We start from the raw sequence: 16,885 nt of genomic DNA on the forward strand, positions 1-16,885 counted from the left end.
CAATTCTACGCAGGCTTTTATCTGTATGCCTATACAGTTGTTGTGCGGCTGCCAAGCGGGCACAGACAAATCAGCTATTCCGAGTAAAATGCTCGGCCTGATTGACTGCCCGATAGCGAAACCATGTCCCTGCCCAAGCACCACCTCGAACTGCTGAGCCCCGCGCGCGATACCGCGATTGCCAAGGAAGCCATCCTGCACGGCGCCGATGCCGTGTACATCGGCGGCCCCGGCTTTGGTGCGCGGCACAACGCCAGCAACAGCGTGGCGGACATTGCCGAGCTGGTGCAGTTTGCCCACCTGTTCCATGCGCGGGTGTTCGTCACCCTCAACACCATTCTGCATGAGGATGAGTTGGAACCAGCGCGGCAGATGATCTGGCAGCTCTACGAGGCGGGCATCGATGCGCTGATTGTGCAGGACATGGGCGTGATGGAGATGGACCTGCCGCCCATCGAGATCCACGCCAGCACCCAGTGCGACATTCGCACCCTGGAAAAAGCCCGCTTTCTCGACAACGCCGGCTTCTCCCAGCTGGTGCTGGCCCGCGAGTTGAACCTGGAAGAGATCGGCAATATCTGCCGCAACGTCGATTCGGCGGTGGAGTTCTTTATCCACGGCGCGCTGTGTGTGGCGTTCTCCGGGCAGTGCAACATCTCCCACGCGCAGACCGGTCGTAGCGCCAACCGGGGTGACTGCTCGCAAGCCTGCCGCCTGCCATACACCCTGAAAGACGACCAGGGCCGCGTGGTGGCCTTTGATAAGCACCTGCTGTCGATGAAGGACAACAACCAGACCGACAACCTGATCCATCTGGTCGATGCCGGCGTGCGCTCGTTCAAGATCGAAGGGCGCTACAAAGACATGAGCTACGTGAAGAACATCACCGCGCACTACCGCCGCGAGCTGGATGCGATTCTCGAACAGCGCCCGCACCTGGCCCGTGCGTCCAGCGGCCGCACTGAGCACTTCTTCACCCCGGACACCGACAAGACCTTCCACCGCGGCAGCACCGATTATTTCGTCACCGACCGCAAGGTGGACATCGGCGCATTCGATTCGCCGACCTTTACCGGCTTGACGGTGGGGTACATCGAGAAGGTGAACAAGCGCGACCTGATCGCCGTCACCGACACGCCGCTGTCCAACGGCGATGGCCTCAACGTGCTGATCAAGCGCGAAGTGGTGGGCTTTCGCAGCAACATCTGCGAGCTGAAAGGCGAGTTCGACGAGGACGGCGAGAAACGCTACCGCTACCGCGTCGAGCCTAATGAGATGCCCGAGGCCATGCACCGCGTCCGCCCGCAGCATCCGCTCAACCGCAACCTCGACCACAACTGGCAGCAGGCTCTGCTCAAAACCTCATCCGAGCGGCGCATTGCGGTCAGCTGGCAGCTGGCGGTTCAGGGTGATCAGTTGAATGTGAGCGCCACCAGTGAGGAAGGCATCAGCGCCCGCGTGAGCCTGAATGGGCCGTTCGCCGCCGCCAAGGATGCCGAGCAAGCCCGCGAGCAACTGGCCGATGGCTTGAGCAAACTGGGCACCACGATTTACTACAGCAGCGGCGCGCGGATCGACTGTGAAGCGGTGCCGTTTATCCCCGGTTCGCAACTCAAGGCCCTGCGCCGCGAAGCCATCGAAGCCCTGACGCAAGCCCGCGTCGCTGCTCACCCACGTGGCGGGCGCAAGCCGGTGAGCGTGCCAGCGCCGGTCTACCCGGAATCGCACCTGACCTTTCTCGCCAACGTCTACAACGACAAGGCGCGCACCTTCTACAAGCGTTACGGCGTGCAGCTGATCGATGCGGCGTATGAGGCCCATGAGGAGGCGGGCGACGTGCCGGTGATGATCACCAAGCATTGCCTGCGCTTCTCCTTCAACCTCTGTCCGAAACAGGCCAAAGGCGTGACCGGCGTGCGCACCAAAGTCTCGGACATGCAGCTGATCCATCAGGACGAAGTGCTGACCCTGAAGTTCGACTGCAAGCCTTGCGAGATGCACATCATCGGCAAGATGAAGGGTCATATTCTGCATCAGCCACAGCCGGGCAGTGCCGCGAGCAAGGGCGGCGCGGTGGGCTATATCACCCCGGATGATTTGCTCAAGACCATTAAGCGCTAGGGTTGATGCCAACCGGTAGGAGCCAGCTTGCTGTGGTTCGGCACTCCGTCGATGCTCTTCAGGTAGCTCGGATGTAATCCGGCGCTATTGCTGGTGGACAGGCTTCGCGTTGTCCACCCTAACCATGTCCAGCGCAGGGCGGAAAATTGCGCAGCGTTTTCCATCAGGGTGTTCAGCTGATGGGCTGTGCCGTGCGCTTATTCTTTTATTCTTTGCCCTTGGCCAACACCAGCCACGCCATCAGCGGATAGCAGAAGTAATGCAGGCCAAAGAGCAGCAAGCCCATCGGGCCGGGTTCATCTTTTAGCCACATCATGGCCAGTAAACCCAGATAGAGCAGGGCCAGGATGCCGCCGTAGTAAAAGAGCAGGTGGCGGCGTTCACGCGGGGTGGGGCGGCGTTGCTGGCGCAGGTAAAACCACAGGGCCATGCCGCCGGCCACGGCGCTGGCGATCAGCAGGGTGGTCAGCGGGCCGCCGAGTTTGACCAAAGTGCGCAGCAGCAGGTTCAGCACGATCACCGCGACCACACCGCCAAGGGCCAGGCGGGTCATGGGTGCAGGCGATACGTGCGGTGCATTCATCAGCAGGCTCCTACAGGCTGCGATTGAGGCCGAAGCGCTTTTTCAACACCCGTTGCAACAGGCCCTTGGGCAGCACAGCGGCCAGCAAGGGCAGGGCGCGGCTGCCGTTGCCGAGGCGCAGCAACAAGGGGCGCGGCTGGTTTTGCACGGCGGCGAGCAGGTTGCGGGCGAAGTGGCTGGCGGGGGTGGGGTTGTCTTGCGAGGCGTTGGCGCGGGCGCGGATGCCGTCGCGGATTGGCCACCAGGGCGAGGCTTCGTCGATCAGTTGCTCGGCTTGCTGGCTGGCCTGGGCACCGAAGCTGGAGGCGATCGCGCCGGGCTGCACTTCCATCACCTCGATGGCGAAGGGTGCCAACTCCATGCGCAGGGCGTCGGTCAGCGCGTGCACGGCGGCTTTGGAGGCGCAGTAAGCCCCTGCAAACGGGGTGACCAGTACGCCGGAGACGCTGCCGATATTCACCACCAGCCCCTTGTTCTGCCGCAACAGCGGGAACAGTGCGCGCGTCACGCCGACCAGCGAGAACACGTTGGTTTCAAACTGCTTGCGCATGGCCTCAACACCGCCATCGAGCAGCGGGCCCATGGCGCCGTAGCCAGCATTGTTGATCAGCACATCAAGGCCGCCGATTTCGGCTTTCAGGCGCTCAGCCAATTGGCCCAGCGCCAGGCCATCGTTGACGTCCAGCTGCACAGCGTGAAAACCGGCATCGCTTAATGCGGCGACATCCTCGGGTTTGCGCGCCGTGGCCCAGACCTGATAACCGGCTTGCTGGAACACCTCGGCCAAGGCGCGGCCGATGCCGCTGGAACATCCGGTGATCAGTACGCTGGGCTGGGTCATGCAGGTTTCCTTATTGTTTGAGTGGGGCGCCGCTCAACGGCTAAAGCTGCCCTGCAGGCGCTCGGCGCGAAACTCCAGGGTGGTGGCACGATACCCGCTGCGCAGGGCTGGCAAGGGCAGGCAGGTTTGCCAGTCGGCGCCGGGCAGTAATTCGCCGGGGCCGCTGTAGCGCGGGGTTTCATACAGGCGCTCAGCCAGGTTGACGCTGTCGCCAGGGCGGTAGGCGGCGATCTGCCAGTGCAGCTCAAGCAGCGCGGCTTCGCTGCCGTTCTTCAGGTTGAGGGCCAGCGGACGATCTGCCGGGCAGCGCGCGGGAGCGTAGTCGAGGCGTAATTCGAGGTGAGCCAGGTGGCGATTCTCGCGGCTTTCCTGCCAGAGCACCCAGCTGGCGACCAGGCCCAGGCCGATCAGCGCGCCGAGTGAGATTGGCAGTGCCTTGCTCGGGTAGCGGATCAACAGGATCAGCCAGCTCAGTACCAGGATTGCGCCAAACAGCATCACTCAGGCCTCGGGCTAAAGGTGGTCAGGGTTGTCACGCAGGAACACCAGACTATCAGCCTTGGAGTGTTCCGCCGAATAGCGATAGCCCTGGTAGTTGAAATCCTTGAGGCCGGCTGGGTCAGTCAGGCGCTCTTTGATCACGTAACGGGCCATCAGACCGCGCGCTTTCTTCGCGTAGAAACTGATGATCTTGTACTGGCCGTTTTTCAGATCCTTGAATTCGGTGTCGATGATCCGTGCATTCAGCGGCTTGCGTTTTACTGCGCTGAAGTATTCGTTGGACGCCAGGTTGAGCAGCACCTCGTCGCCTTGAGCCGCCAGCGCCTCATTCAGCCAGCCACTGATGCGCTCGCCCCAGAAGTCATAGAGGTTGTTGCCGCGCACGTTGGCCAGCTTGGTGCCCATTTCCAGGCGGTAGGGCTGCATCAAGTCGAGCGGGCGCAGCAGGCCATACAGGCCGGAGAGCATGCGCAGGTGCTGCTGGGCAAAGTCGAAATCGGCTTCGCTGAAGTCCTCGGCGTTCAGGCCGGTGTACACATCGCCTTTGAATGCCAGCAAGGCCTGCTTGGCATTGTCCGGGGTGAAGGCGGACTGCCAGCTGCCAAAGCGCGCGGCGTTGAGGCCGGCGAGTTTGTCCGACAGGTGCATCAGTTCGGCAATTTGCGCCGGGCTGAAATCACGCAACTGATCGATCAGCACTTGAGCGTGTTCCAAGTGTTCCGGTTGGGTAAAGCGCGGGGTGGCGGGCGGCGTCTCGTAATCAAGGGTTTTGGCCGGGGAAATCACCATCAACATAAGCTGTGCTCCTGAAAGTCTGCGGCGATTCTAGAAGCTGGCGGCGGCTGAGACTACCTATTAGGGCAATTAGCCCGGTCGATTCGGGCCTTGTTATTGCGCATGCCTGCACCGCGTTGGCGCAACGCTGCGGTCACTGTGCTGCCGCTACGGTGAACGGGGGCTATAAGCATGTGGAACACCGTTGCAGGGACGCGCCATCCAGTACTGGATGGCGCGTGTAGGGCCGGGCACGAGGGTGTAGGTGTTTCGGAAGGAAAAAACAGGACGGCCCGAAAGCCGGTAGGACTTCCGACTTTAACGGTGGCCGGGCAGGCCGCCAAGCGCTATTTGTCGCACCGATAAATAAACCGCTAAATGCCGAAAAAAACATTTTTCTGTCATCTTTTTTGGAGTATCTAAAAGGCAAGACCGCCGAACCCTGCAGACAGGTGGCGGCCATTGGCCCTCACCTTTTTGCAGCCTTCTCAGCTCCGGCACTGAGGAGTCGGTGGCCCCTCCGCGGCGCATTCGCCCCTGCGCCGCTTGGCTACTACAAGAAGGTGACCGAGTATGGATGACCACGGACGCTCCAAGCCCACCGCCCCAACCCTGTACGCCCTCGACACCAATGTGCTGATCCACGACCCCAACGCGCTGCTGAATTTTCAGGAGCACCATGTTGCTATTCCGATGACTGTACTGGAGGAACTGGACAAGCTTAAAACCGGCAAACAGGGCGTGGCCGCCGAGTGCCGCCAGGCCATCCGCCTGATCGACAAGATTCTCGGCAGCGCCAACCCGGAGGAAGTGGAGCACGGTGTTGCCATCCAGCGTGAGAAGAGCGGCCCGTGCGGTTTTCTGTCGATTCTCATGAGCAAGAGCGCTACCCCGGTCACCTGGCTGCCGGAAGACCTTAACGACAACAAGATCATCAACCAGCTGGTCGAGCTGAAGTCCCGTCGCCCCGGTCTCAACGTGGTGCTGGTGACCAAAGACATCAACATGCGCCTTAAGGCGCGCGCCTGTGGCATCGACTCCGAGGACTACCACACCGACCAGTTGGTCGATGACGTGTCGCTGCTGTCGCAGGGTTACCACAATATGGAAGGCTCCTTCTGGGACCGCGTGAGCAAGGTGGAAACCCGTCAGGACCACGGCCGTACCTGGCACCGTGTACAGCTCACCGACAACCTGCCGGCAGTGCACGTCAACGAGTTCATCATCGACGAGCAGGGCTTTGTCGGCTGGATCAAGGGCATCAAGCACGGCGAGCTGATGATTCTCGATCTGCATCAGGAGCCTTTGATGCACCAGGAAGCCTGGGGTCTGCGCCCGCGGGACATCTATCAGTCACTCGCGCTGTTTGCCCTGCTGGATCCGGACATTCACCTGGTCAACCTGTCCGGCGCAGCCGGTTCCGGAAAAACCATCCTGGCCTTGGCAGCGGCCATCGAACAGACCATGGTCAGCAAGCGTTACCGCCGGATTATCGCCACCCGCAGCGTGCAGGGGCTGGATCAGGAAATCGGTTTTCTGCCCGGCACCGAAGCCGAGAAGATGGAGCCCTGGCTTGGCGCGATCACCGACAACCTCGAAGCCCTGCACATGGACGACGAGAACACCCACGGCAGCGTCGACTACATCCTGCAAAAGGTCCCGCTGCAGTTCAAATCGCTCAACTACATCCGTGGTCGCAGCTTCCAGCAGAGCCTGATCCTGATCGACGAATGCCAGAACCTTACCCCGCACCAGATGAAAACCATCATCACCCGTGCGGGCAGCGGTTCCAAAGTGGTGTGCCTGGGCAACCTGGCGCAGATCGATACCCCTTACCTGTCGGCGCCCAGCTCGGGCCTGACCTACCTGACGGAGCGCTTCAAAGACTTTGAGCATGGCGTGCACATCACCCTGCAGGGTGTGCCGCGCTCGATCCTTGCCGAGTACGCCGAAACCCACATGTAACCCTCACTCGCGCTCGCCCAGCAGGCCGTTATGCCTGCTGGGCCGGGTGCCGCCGTAGCCTCACGTCTGAATCCCCTGGCATTCACAGGTGCCGAAACCTGACCCCTGGGTTTACAATCGCCGGACACTTGCCTGGAGCCTGTCCGTGTTAACCCATCTCGATTCCCAAGGCCGCGCCAACATGGTCGACGTCAGCGATAAAGCTCAAACCGTCCGTGAAGCGGTCGCTGAAGCCTGGGTGCGCATGCGCCCGGAAACCCTGCAGATGATTGCCCAGGGCGATCACCCCAAGGGTGATGTGTTCGCCGTGGCACGGATTGCCGGCATCCAGGCAGCGAAGAAAACCAGTGACCTGATTCCGCTGTGCCACCCGCTGATGCTCACCAGCGTCAAGGTTGAGCTGATGCCTGAGGGGGCGGATGCCGTACACATCACCGCGCGTTGCAAGCTAGCCGGGCAAACCGGCGTGGAAATGGAAGCCCTGACCGCCGCCAGCGTTGCCGCGCTGACCCTCTATGACATGTGCAAAGCCGTGGATCGCGGCATGGTGATCGAACGCGTGCGCCTGCTGGAAAAGGTCGGTGGCAAGAGTGGCACCTTCAAGGCAGAGCCTGTGGCGGGAGAAGACGCATGATCCGCGTGCAGTATTTCGCTCGTTATCGTGAGGCTCTGGGTTTGGATGGCGAACAGCTGAACGCTGAGTTCGCCAGCCTTGATCAACTGCGCCAACACCTGCTGGCGCGCGGCGGCGTCTGGGACGTACTGGCCGAGCAGAACCTGATGTGCGCGCGCAATCAGGAACTGTGCAGCCTGGATGAGCCGCTGACAGCCGGCGATGAAGTGGCATTCTTTCCTACCGTAACCGGCGGTTGAGCCGTTTTTCGTCGCGGCTAAAGCCCCTCCCACAGAGAACCTCTGCATGAGCATTCGCGTCCAGTCGCACCCCTTCGATCCGGGCAATGAGCTCAACGCGTTGCATGCGGCCAATCTGGGTATTGGCGCGGTGGTGAGTTTTGTTGGTTATGTGCGCGACTTCAATGAGGGGCGCGAAGTCGGCGGTATGTTTCTCGAGCACTTCCCTGGCATGACCGAAAAAGCCCTGGGCAAGATTGCCGAGGAAGCTGCGCAGCGCTGGCCACTGCTGGGCATTGAGGTGATCCACCGCATTGGCCGTCTGGAGCCGGGCGAGCCGATTGTGTTTGTTGGCACCAGCAGCGCTCACCGTCAGGCGGCGTTCGATGCCTGCAACTTCGTCATGGACTACCTGAAAACCCGCGCACCGTTCTGGAAGAAGGAAGACACCGCCGAAGGCCCGCGTTGGGTCGAGGGGCGCTGTTCCGATCAGGCGGCTGCCGAGCGCTGGAATCAGTCTGGCTGAACAGGTGCTAACTGGCGTGTCGATTGCGGCTGGCCTGCACAATCCGCTGGGCCGGCACACGCAATTGGGCCAGCAGGTACTCGGCAAATTCCGGGGCGTAGGGTTGTAGCGCGATGGCCTGGGCCATGCAGTCGAGCCAGCTCTGGCTCAGTTGCTCGCTGATCGGCCACTGGGCGTGGAAGGCCGGGATGGCGATGGAGCCATAGCGCTCACTGAACAACCTCGGCCCGCCAAGCCAGCCACTGAGAAAACAGGCCAGCTTGTCGCTTGCCAGCGTCAGGCTTTCGCCGTGCAACTGACGCAGTGCGTGGGCTTCGGGACGTTCATCCATCAAACGGTAGAAGTCTGTCACCAGGCGCCGTAAGCCTTCGATGCCGCCCGCTGCCTGATAGGACGCATCGCCCACACCGTACACCGCTGCCTGCTGCATCACTCGTGCTCCTGATTAAAGCCCGCAGTATAACGGTGCACGGGATCAGGGCCGCCTCGGCCTGGATGATCAGTGGGCAAGAAAGCGGCGCAGGCTGCGAATTTCGCCCTGGATCAGCGGCAGCGTGTTCTGCAGTACCTGGCTGCTGTCTGGCAGCAGGCTGTCGTCGGCCTTGCTGGTTTGCAGGGCGGTAAAGCTGCCACTGGTAAACGGCAGCACCACTTTGTGCTGGTCACCGAGGAAGGCCAGGCGGTCCCAGTCGCCGGCCAGTAGAAGTCGGTCGGGTTTGGCATCGAACAGGCTGCGGCCGATTGAGTAATCCTGTTTTGGGTTTTTCACGCCTAGCAGCGGCAGCAGAGTGGGCAGCAGGTCGCTGTGGCTGGTGCGCAGGCTTTCCTGCTGAGCCGCGTGGCCAGGCACCCAGAGTACCAGCGGCACCCGTACCTGTTCGTCGACAAAGGTCGAGTTATGCCCCCAGCGGCCTTGTTCCATGAATTCTTCGCCATGATCACCGGTGATCACCACCAGGGTATTGTCGATCAGACCGTTCTTCTCCAGGTGCTCGGTGATGCGCGCCAACTGGCTGTCCAGGTGGTGCACCGCGTTCAGGTAGCGGTTGTAGATGCCGCCAATGTCTCGTTGCAGGTTCATGCTGGCGTAGCTGAAATCCGGTAGGTAGTCCGGTTTGATCACCGACTCCTGCGGGAAGTTGTAGTTGGCGTGCGGTGACTCGAAGAACAGGAAGGTCATAAACGGCGTGTTGGGGTCGCGCTGATCGACGAACTTCAGCAGTCGGTCCACATTGCGCCGATCACGCTGCCACGTCTCGCCCTGGTCATCTTCGATCATCTGCTCGCGCGGCACATTGACGAACAGGGTCTTGTCGAATTCCGGGTAGCTGAAGCGGGCGCTGGTGAACAGCTTGATCTGGTAATTCTGCTGCTGCAGCACATCGATCAGCGGGCTGCCGACGCGGGCATCAAGCACCGGAAACCAGAGGTTCGCTGGCAGGCTGTAGAACTGGCTGAACATGCCGATGCGTGTACCGTTGCCGCCGGAGTAGTGGCTAACGAAATGCTGAGCGCGCTTGGCGAAGGCGTGCGTCTGCGGCATCACTTCAGGATTGAGGCTGTCGGCGCGCCAGGACTCGGCCACCAGCCAGACGATATTCAGCGGCTTGGCCGGTGGTTCGATGCGCAGCGGTGCCTGGGGATAGCGCAACTGGCCTTTCAGTTCGGTGCTGGCGACTTCCATGCGTTGTGGGCGTTGCAGACCAAACTGCTGCTCCAACACGCGGCGCATGGTCAGTGGCTGGTAAAAGGGCACCCGTTGGGCGCTCTCCAGCAGCGGGCTGTACCCATAGAAATGACTGATGCCGTAGCTGACCCGTTCACCCAGGGTGACCACAATAAACAGTGGCAACACCCAGGCCAGCCGTGGCAACGGCAGGCCCAGGCGTGCCAGGCCGTGGGCGGCGGCCAGCAGCAGCGCCTGCAGGGCAAAGATGCCGGCCGCGAGCAGCGCCACTTCGCGCTCGGTGGAGGCCGAGGAGCCCAGCGCCGCAATCCCGCCGGGCGTGGTGATGATGTTCCAGACGAAACCGTTGAGGTGGAAGCCATAGAGCTGCCAGAGCAGGTGGTCGCCATACAGCGCCAGTTGCACCGCGCCTGCCAGTACGATTGCCAGCACTGCGGCTGCTTTGCCTGAAACACGCAGCAGCAGGCGCGTGATGGCCCAAGCGGGGGCGATAAACAGCAAGGCATAGCTGCCAATCAGCAGCAGTTGATAGAGCAACAGCCATGACGGCGCGGCCAGATCAAAGAAATGTCCCAGGTTCAGGGCAGCTGCCAGCCAGGTCAGAAGCCAATAGGCGGCATAGGGGCGACGCGGTGCGGCGAGTGGCATGGACAATCCTTGCAAAGGGCGACAGGAGGAATGGCGCAGTCAGGCGTCGGCCAAGGAAAACAGCCTTGGCTTAACTGCGCATTAAATGTCGCGCTTACGTTGCAGCGGGGCAGAGCGTCGCGGAGTCCCCTCGGGGGGCTTAAGTCATAAGATCAGATAGCGCCGCGTGGGATTACTGGCGCAAGCGTGCGGGCGCCAGCATGGCTGCAGTCAAGCCATGCTGGCGCAGTGAGTCGGGCAAGGGTTCGCCGCGCACCAGGGCGGCGCAGGCCATGCCCATGGCGGCGGAGGTTTGAATGCCATAACCGCCTTGGGCGGCGACCCAGAAGAAGTTCGCCACCTGCGGATCAAAGCCGCCGACCAGATCGCCGTCGGCGACAAAACTGCGCAGGCCAGCCCAGGTGTGACTGGGGCGGCGAATCTTCAGGTGGGTGTACGTTTCGATCTGGTGAATGCCCAGGGCAATGTCCAGCTCTTCCGGCTGAACATCATGCGGCACGACCGGGTCGGCGTTGGCGGGTGAGCCGAGCAGTTGGCCTGCATCGGGCTTGAAGTAAAACGACTCATCCAGGCTGACCACAAAAGGCCAGTGCTGGCAGTCCACACCCGCTTCGGCGGCGAAGGTAAAGGCCGCGCGGCGCTTGGGCACCAGCCCGATGGGGGCCACGCCCGCCAGTGAGGCGATCTGGTCGCACCAGGCCCCGGCGGCGTTGATCAGCACCTTGGCGCGGTACTGCCCGGCGTTGCACGTCACCTGCCACCATTCGCCGTCGTGCTGAATGCTCAACACCTCGCAGTGGGTGTGTATCGTCCCGCCGTGCTGACGAATGCCGCGCAGGTAGCCCTGATGCAGAGCGTCGGTGTCGATGTCGGCGGCGCTGGGGTCGAACAGCGCCCCCTGCACGCACGCGCGGCGCAGCACCGGCACGCGGGCGCAGGCTTCATCAGCGCTGAGCAGACGCATCTCCGGTACATGACCGATGCCGCTGTGCAACTGCCGTTGCAGCTCGTCCGGGTCGCCGTGCACGTCCACCACCAATTCACCGCGCGGGGTGAGCAGTGGGTGCGCGGCAAAACCGGGCGGCGGCGCGTCAAAAAATGCCCGGCTGGCTGCCGTCAGCGCGCGCACTTGCGGCGTGCCGTAGGCCACGGTGAACAACGCCGCCGAACGCCCGGTGGCGTGATAACCAGCCTGCGCTTCACGCTCCAGCACCAGCGTCTTGCCGTGCGGGGCGAGAAAGTAGCCGGTGGACGCGCCGGCAATGCCCGCGCCAATGATCAGAAAATCAGCCGGTTGAGTGTCGGGAATGGGCGTGTGGGCAGGGGGCAACATCTGAGGCTCGGTATCGATCAGAAAACAGCCGCGTATTGTGCGTGGGCAATCCGTGGGCAGCAATTGCGCGGCGCAGGCTACAGCGTCGCAGGGTCAGGCATCCGCTTGGCGTACACGTTTGCGAAAGGCACCGGGGCTTTCCCCGCACAGCTGCTTGAACAGTTTGGCGAAGGTGGCGCGGTCGCCGTAGCCCACCTGTTCGGCAATTTGTTCCAGTGCCAGCGGGCCGCGCAGCAGCTGTTGCGCCGCGCTGATGCGCACGCGTTGCAGGTAATCGTTGGGCGTCAGGCCGGTGCTGGATTTAAAGCGCCGCAGCAAGGTGCGCGCCGAGCAGTTGGCGTGTGCGGCCAGGCGGTTGAGGTCGATGCTTTGCGCGTAGTGCAGGTTTAACCAATGCAGCAGCGGGGCCAGTGGGCAGTGCGTTTGGATGGGCGGCAGCAGCGGGGCAAAGCGCGACTGGCTGCCGCGCTGGCTGTCGAAGACCAATGCGTTGGCCACCTGCTGGGCAAGCTCTGCACCGCCGTGCTGGCCGATCAGGTGCAGGCACAAGTCCAGCCCGGCGTGCGCACCGCCGGAGCTGAGCACGTGGCCGTCTTCACACACCAGTTGCTCGATGTGCAAGCTGACCTCGGGGTATCGCTGGCGAAAGGTCGTGGCCAGCGCCCAATGCGTGGTCGCGCGCCGGCCGGTCAACATGCCGGCAGCGGCCAGCAAGAAGGCGCTGCTGCACAGGCTGGCCACTTGCTGCTGCGGCGGGCGTTGCGCCAGCCAGGGCAGCAACGCGGCGTTGTCGGTCAGGGTGCGGTCGATGGCACTGCCGCTGGCCGCCAGCAGAATCAGATCGGCGTCTTCGGCCAGGCTCAGATCGCCATCGACCTGAATCTGTGCAAAACCCAGATCGACTGGCTGGCCCGTGAGGCTGAAGCGCTGCAGGGTGAACAGCGATCGCCCAGCCACATGGTTGGCCAGGTTGAACGCATCCATGGCCATGCTCAGGCTTGAACAGACCGTTTGCGGGCACACGTACAGGGCGATGGTGGGCATGGCGGCGTCATCAATGGGGCAAGTTTTGGCGATTATTGACACAAAGCTGTCTTAAACGCCAATCGCGGCGCAGCGCTTTAACGGCAATACTGCTGACACGTTACTGACTGGAGTCCGTCCCATGAGCCACCCCAATGCCGCGCTGATCACCCGTTTTTATCAGGCCTTCCAGCAACTGGACGCTGAGGCCATGGCCCGCTGCTACAGCGACGATGTGCAGTTCAGCGACCCGGTGTTTACTGACCTGCGCGGGACGGATGCCGGCGACATGTGGCGCATGTTGTGTGCCAAGGCGCAGGGCTTTAGCCTGACGTTTGATGGCGTGGCCGCCGATGACTTTTCCGGCAAGGCGCGCTGGATCGCCACCTACACCTTCAGCCAGACCGGCAACCAGGTGGTCAATCACATCGAGGCCAACTTCCGCTTTCGCGACGGCAAAATCTGCGAGCACCGCGATCACTTCGACCTGTGGCGCTGGGCCGCTCAGGCGCTGGGTTTCAAAGGCCGCTTGCTGGGTTGGACGCCCTTTGTGCAGAACGCCATCCGCCAGCAGGCGGGTAAAGGGTTGGCTGCCTTCCAGAAGAGTCGTTAAGCTCGGCGACCGTGCTCATTGCCTGCCGATTTAACTGATGCCTGACGCCTCTTCTGTGCCTGAAACACCTGCCGCCAAGCCCTGGTTTGTGTACCTGGTGCGCGCGGTTAACGGGGCGTTGTACTGCGGCATCAGCGACGACCCACACAAGCGGTTTGCCAAGCACCAGAGTGGTAAGGGCGCGCGCTTCTTTTACTCCAGTCCGGCGCAGGCGCTGGTGTACACCGAGGCCTGCGCGGGCAAGGGGGATGCGCTGCGGCGTGAGCGGGCGATCAAGGCGTTGAGCAAAGCCGCCAAGGAGCATTTGGTGGCGACCGCCGCTGTTATCGCTGCGGTTGATAGCGTGCCATCAGGCTAAGCGGGTAGGCCGTCGCCGGCTGTGCGGTTAAGCTGCGGGCTTACCTGAACCCTTGCGGAGCCTGCCATGCACGAGTTGATCCTGCACCACTACCCAACCTCGCCCTTTGCTGAAAAAGCGCGGTTGATGCTCGGTTTCAAGCAGTTGTCCTGGCGTTCGGTGATGATTCCGGCGGTGATGCCCAAACCCGATCTCACCGCCCTGACCGGCGGCTACCGCAAGACCCCGGTGCTGCAAGTCGGTGCTGATATCTACTGCGACACCGCCCTGATTGCCCGCCGTCTTGAAGCGGAGAAAGCGACCCCGGCGCTGTTCCCCGAAGGTCAAGCATTCAACGTCGCCTGCTTTGCCCAGTGGGCCGATGCTCAGGTGTTTTTGCATGCGGTCAGCCTGGTGTTCCAGCCGGAATCCATCGCCGCGCGCTTTGGCAAGTTGCCGCCGGAGTTTCTCAAAGCCTTTATTGCCGATCGCAGCAACCTGTTCACCGGTGGCCTGGCCACGCGCATTCCGCTGGAAGTGGCCAAGCACCAATGGCCCACGCTGATGGCGCGTTTGCAGCAGCAACTGGAGCGTGAATCTGGCGATTTCCTGTTTGGCGAGGCCTCACTGGCTGACATCGCCATGGCTCACCCGTTGTGGTTCCTGCGTGGCACACCGGTCACGGCTCCGCTGGTCGATGAGTACCCGGCGGTGGCCACCTGGCTGGCGCGCGTGCTGGATTTCGGCCACGGCTCATTCAGCGAAATGAGCGGCGAAGACGCTGTTGCCATTGCCCGTGACGCCACCCCGGCGGCTTTGCCAGACGCGGCGTTGGCCGACCCGAATGGCTTTACCCTTGGCCAGCAGGTGGCCATCTCCGCCATCGACTACGGCGTGGATGCGGTGGAAGGTGAGTTGGTCTTCAGCGGCAGCGAAGAACTGATCCTGCGCCGCGAAGACCCACGCGCCGGCACCGTGCATGTGCACTTCCCGCGCATGGGCTTTGCCATCAAGGCGCTGTAAGGCCTTAGTACCTGACGTACTGAGCGGTCAGTAAGCGGCCCGCATGGCTTGCGGGTCGAAGCCGTGCACCAGCGTGCCCTTGATATCCAGCAGGGGCACGCCGCGTCCGCCGAGGGCTTTGAACGTGGCATTACCGGCGGCGTCTTTTTCGATATCCACTTCCCGATACCGCACGCCATCGCTGGCTAACTGCTCGCGGGCTTTGGCGCAATAGCCGCACCATTGGGTGGCATACAGCACCACCTCGCCCGGTTGATTGGCCTGAGGCGGCTGCAACCAGCGCTGCACGGTGTCCCAGTGTTGGTAAAGCGCCAGGGCGCAGAGCAACAGAATAACTTTCTTCATGTGGCCTTCCTTTGCCTCACTCGAGCAGGGGGCTGTTTACAGCGTGGGTGGGGTTTCCTGCAATGCGGTCTGCCTCAGGCGCGGCAACTCGCGCGCCAGTTCGCGAAAATACAGGATGCGCTCATAGCACAGTGTCAGTTCGCCACTGATGCGGTTGTACCAGGCGTTGGCTTCACCGCATGCGGCGACGATCAGTTTCAGGTCGCGGGGCAGGGCGAAGGTGCTGCTGGTGCGCGCGGCGATGCCTTCCAACTCGCCGGAGGCGCGGACTTTTTCCAGCAACTCGCGGGCTTCGGGTAAATGCAGGGGCGGGGTTTGGTACTCCACCCGCAGGTGGTGGCGGATCGGCTGGTCGGCACGGCGGGCGAAGTGTTGGCGAATCCAGTTCACCGCGTATTCAACCTGTTGGTATTCCTCGGGGCAGTAAAACGCCCGTTCATCCGGCAGCCCGGTCATCTGGATCACCCATTCCAGTTGGCGCGGGTCGCTGCCGTAGGCCAGGCAGGCCAGGTTAAAAAAGCGCTGCGCGTCCAGAGCATGGCTGTCCCATTCACGCACCTCGGGTGCTTCCGGGCGCTGGCGTTGCCACTCCAGCCGCCAGTAGTCGGCCACATCCAGCAACTTGGCGTAAAAATCGGCGTCGCGTTGCCGTTCGTGCAGCAGAAACAGGCCCATAAAACCGAGTTGGTCGGCGGCATCTTCTTCACGGCCGAGCACCGGCAATTGCAGTTCGCTGATCAGCAGGTGACCCATCTCATGCAGCAGGGTGAACTCGGCGTTGGCGGTGACAAAGCGCACTTCATCCGGGTACAGCGCCTGTACCGGCACGGCCTGAGCAACGCTGCTGAGACCCAGTAACAGCAGTAAAAGACGCTTCATGCCTGCTCCAGATCGTCTGCGCTGAACGGGGCGGGTGCGGTTGGCCAGTCCAGTTGCAAGCGTTCCAGCTCGCGCGCCAACAGGCTGGCCACCAGCCAGTCGCGCAACCAGCGATGATCCGCCGGGATGATGTACCAGGGCGCCGCCGCGTGGTCGGTGAGCGCCAGTTGTTCGGCCCAGCGTTGCTCGCGCAGGTCGAATTCGCGGTGGGCCTGCAAGTCGCTGGCGTGCAACTTCCAACGCTTGTGTGGGTGCTCCAGGCGCTCATGCAGGCGACGTTTTTGCTCGGCCTTGCTCAGGTGCAAAAAACACTTCAACGGCTGCGTCGCTTGGCTGCACAACTGCTGCTCGAAGGCGAGGATGGCGTGTTGCCGGGCGAGCAGGTCGGCCGCGCTGCACAGCCCGTCCAGCGGATCGCTGATCAGCCCTTCGTAATAGCTGCGGTTGAACACGCCCAGCAGGCCCTCCGTCGGCAACCGCCGCTGGTAGCGCCAGAGAAAATCGTGGCGCTGCTCGCACGCATCGGGCTTTTGAAAACTGTGGATGCGTAGCCCCTGCGGATCAAAACTGCTGATCACCCGGCGAATCACGCCGTCTTTACCGGAACAGTCGGTGCCTTGCAGGATCAGCAGCAGGGCGTTGCGCCGGTTGGCCCAGAGCATGCGCTGCTGACGATTGAGCCAGGGCCGCAGTTCAGCCAAGGCCTGCTGCGCCCGCTGTTTGTCCAAGCCGAAGTCGCGTGCCGGGTCTTCGGCGAAGGGCGCTGCAGGGTCGCAGCGGCACCTGTCCAGCAGGTTATCCGGCAGGCGGCTCATGGATGTGACAGGCCGTTTA

Annotated in this window: 19 protein-coding genes; 8 read left to right on the top strand and 11 right to left on the bottom strand. The window is 62.4% G+C overall.

Annotation, left to right across the window (positions count from 1 at the left end):
• Positions 1-123 precede the first annotated feature (123 nt).
• Positions 124-2,121 (top strand): peptidase U32 family protein, encoded by a 1,998-nt coding sequence (locus OU997_RS13075; protein ID WP_267806943.1) that lies wholly within the window; start codon positions 124-126, stop codon positions 2,119-2,121.
• Positions 2,122-2,326: 205 nt separating this feature from the next.
• Here OU997_RS13075 and OU997_RS13080 read toward each other — a convergent pair whose 3' ends face one another.
• The 4 genes from OU997_RS13080 to yaaA are packed head-to-tail and all read right to left on the bottom strand — an operon-like array spanning position 2,327 to position 4,841.
• A complete protein-coding gene (locus OU997_RS13080) occupies positions 2,327-2,704 on the bottom strand; it encodes a hypothetical protein (protein ID WP_267806946.1) in 378 nt (125 codons plus the stop codon).
• Positions 2,705-2,714: 10 nt separating this feature from the next.
• A complete protein-coding gene (locus tag OU997_RS13085) occupies positions 2,715-3,545 on the bottom strand; it encodes an SDR family oxidoreductase (RefSeq protein WP_267806949.1) in 831 nt (276 codons plus the stop codon).
• A gap of 33 nt (positions 3,546-3,578) precedes the next feature.
• Complete coding sequence (locus tag OU997_RS13090; protein WP_267806952.1) at positions 3,579-4,043, bottom strand: multidrug transporter; 465 nt, start codon at positions 4,041-4,043, stop codon at positions 3,579-3,581.
• 15 nt (positions 4,044-4,058) lie between these two features.
• Positions 4,059-4,841: a peroxide stress protein YaaA gene (gene yaaA, locus OU997_RS13095; RefSeq protein ID WP_267806955.1), complete on the bottom strand. Its 783-nt coding sequence runs from the start codon at positions 4,839-4,841 to the stop codon at positions 4,059-4,061.
• Between the two features lie 552 nt (positions 4,842-5,393).
• Here yaaA and OU997_RS13100 point away from each other — a divergent pair.
• From OU997_RS13100 to moaE, 4 genes are all read left to right on the top strand, one after another.
• The gene (locus tag OU997_RS13100; protein WP_108485851.1) at positions 5,394-6,785 is read left to right on the top strand and encodes a PhoH family protein; all 1,392 of its coding nucleotides are present in this window, start codon (positions 5,394-5,396) and stop codon (positions 6,783-6,785) included.
• Positions 6,786-6,930: 145 nt separating this feature from the next.
• Positions 6,931-7,419, top strand: a complete 489-nt coding sequence (gene moaC / locus OU997_RS13105) for a cyclic pyranopterin monophosphate synthase MoaC (protein WP_108485852.1) — start codon at positions 6,931-6,933, stop codon at positions 7,417-7,419.
• Positions 7,416-7,658 (top strand): MoaD/ThiS family protein, encoded by a 243-nt coding sequence (locus tag OU997_RS13110; protein ID WP_108485853.1) that lies wholly within the window; start codon positions 7,416-7,418, stop codon positions 7,656-7,658. The genes moaC and OU997_RS13110 overlap by 4 nt, the downstream gene beginning before the upstream one ends.
• Positions 7,659-7,704: 46 nt before the next feature.
• Positions 7,705-8,163, top strand: coding sequence for a molybdopterin synthase catalytic subunit MoaE (gene moaE / locus OU997_RS13115; RefSeq protein WP_108485854.1), 459 nt, complete (start codon positions 7,705-7,707; stop codon positions 8,161-8,163).
• A gap of 7 nt (positions 8,164-8,170) precedes the next feature.
• On the opposite strand, the gene OU997_RS13120 is transcribed toward moaE, so the two are convergent.
• From OU997_RS13120 to OU997_RS13135, 4 genes are all read right to left on the bottom strand, one after another.
• Entirely contained in the window at positions 8,171-8,593 is a 423-nt protein-coding gene (locus OU997_RS13120) for a group II truncated hemoglobin (protein ID WP_267809904.1), read from the bottom strand.
• Between the two features lie 69 nt (positions 8,594-8,662).
• Positions 8,663-10,498 carry a sulfatase-like hydrolase/transferase gene (locus OU997_RS13125; RefSeq protein ID WP_267806956.1) on the bottom strand — a complete coding sequence of 612 codons (1,836 nt, stop codon included), beginning with the start codon at positions 10,496-10,498 and terminating at the stop codon, positions 8,663-8,665.
• Positions 10,499-10,670: 172 nt separating this feature from the next.
• A complete protein-coding gene (locus OU997_RS13130) occupies positions 10,671-11,831 on the bottom strand; it encodes an NAD(P)/FAD-dependent oxidoreductase (RefSeq protein ID WP_267806958.1) in 1,161 nt (386 codons plus the stop codon).
• Between the two features lie 93 nt (positions 11,832-11,924).
• Positions 11,925-12,875: a GlxA family transcriptional regulator gene (locus OU997_RS13135; RefSeq protein WP_267806961.1), complete on the bottom strand. Its 951-nt coding sequence runs from the start codon at positions 12,873-12,875 to the stop codon at positions 11,925-11,927.
• Between the two features lie 121 nt (positions 12,876-12,996).
• On the opposite strand from OU997_RS13135, the gene OU997_RS13140 reads away from it, so the two are divergent.
• The 3 genes from OU997_RS13140 to OU997_RS13150 all read left to right on the top strand — a co-directional run bounded on the left by OU997_RS13140 (position 12,997) and on the right by OU997_RS13150 (position 14,827).
• A complete protein-coding gene (locus OU997_RS13140) occupies positions 12,997-13,467 on the top strand; it encodes a nuclear transport factor 2 family protein (protein ID WP_267806962.1) in 471 nt (156 codons plus the stop codon).
• 37 nt (positions 13,468-13,504) lie between these two features.
• Entirely contained in the window at positions 13,505-13,825 is a 321-nt protein-coding gene (locus tag OU997_RS13145) for a GIY-YIG nuclease family protein (RefSeq protein ID WP_267806963.1), read from the top strand.
• A gap of 66 nt (positions 13,826-13,891) precedes the next feature.
• Positions 13,892-14,827 carry a glutathione S-transferase family protein gene (locus OU997_RS13150; RefSeq protein WP_267806964.1) on the top strand — a complete coding sequence of 312 codons (936 nt, stop codon included), beginning with the start codon at positions 13,892-13,894 and terminating at the stop codon, positions 14,825-14,827.
• 27 nt (positions 14,828-14,854) lie between these two features.
• Here the strand turns inward: OU997_RS13150 and OU997_RS13155 are convergent, their stop codons facing one another.
• From OU997_RS13155 to OU997_RS13165, 3 genes are read right to left on the bottom strand one after another with little or no spacing between them, the layout of a single operon-like run.
• Positions 14,855-15,172, bottom strand: coding sequence for a glutaredoxin domain-containing protein (locus tag OU997_RS13155; protein ID WP_267806966.1), 318 nt, complete (start codon positions 15,170-15,172; stop codon positions 14,855-14,857).
• A gap of 36 nt (positions 15,173-15,208) precedes the next feature.
• Positions 15,209-16,051 (bottom strand): DUF4344 domain-containing metallopeptidase, encoded by an 843-nt coding sequence (locus OU997_RS13160; RefSeq protein WP_267806967.1) that lies wholly within the window; start codon positions 16,049-16,051, stop codon positions 15,209-15,211.
• Positions 16,048-16,866 (bottom strand): polyphosphate kinase 2 family protein, encoded by an 819-nt coding sequence (locus OU997_RS13165; RefSeq protein ID WP_267806969.1) that lies wholly within the window; start codon positions 16,864-16,866, stop codon positions 16,048-16,050. Before OU997_RS13165 ends, OU997_RS13160 begins: the two co-directional genes overlap by 4 nt.
• Positions 16,867-16,885 lie beyond the last annotated feature (19 nt).

The organism is Pseudomonas sp. SL4(2022), assembly GCF_026625725.1.
In the GTDB taxonomy this organism is placed as follows: domain Bacteria; phylum Pseudomonadota; class Gammaproteobacteria; order Pseudomonadales; family Pseudomonadaceae; genus Aquipseudomonas.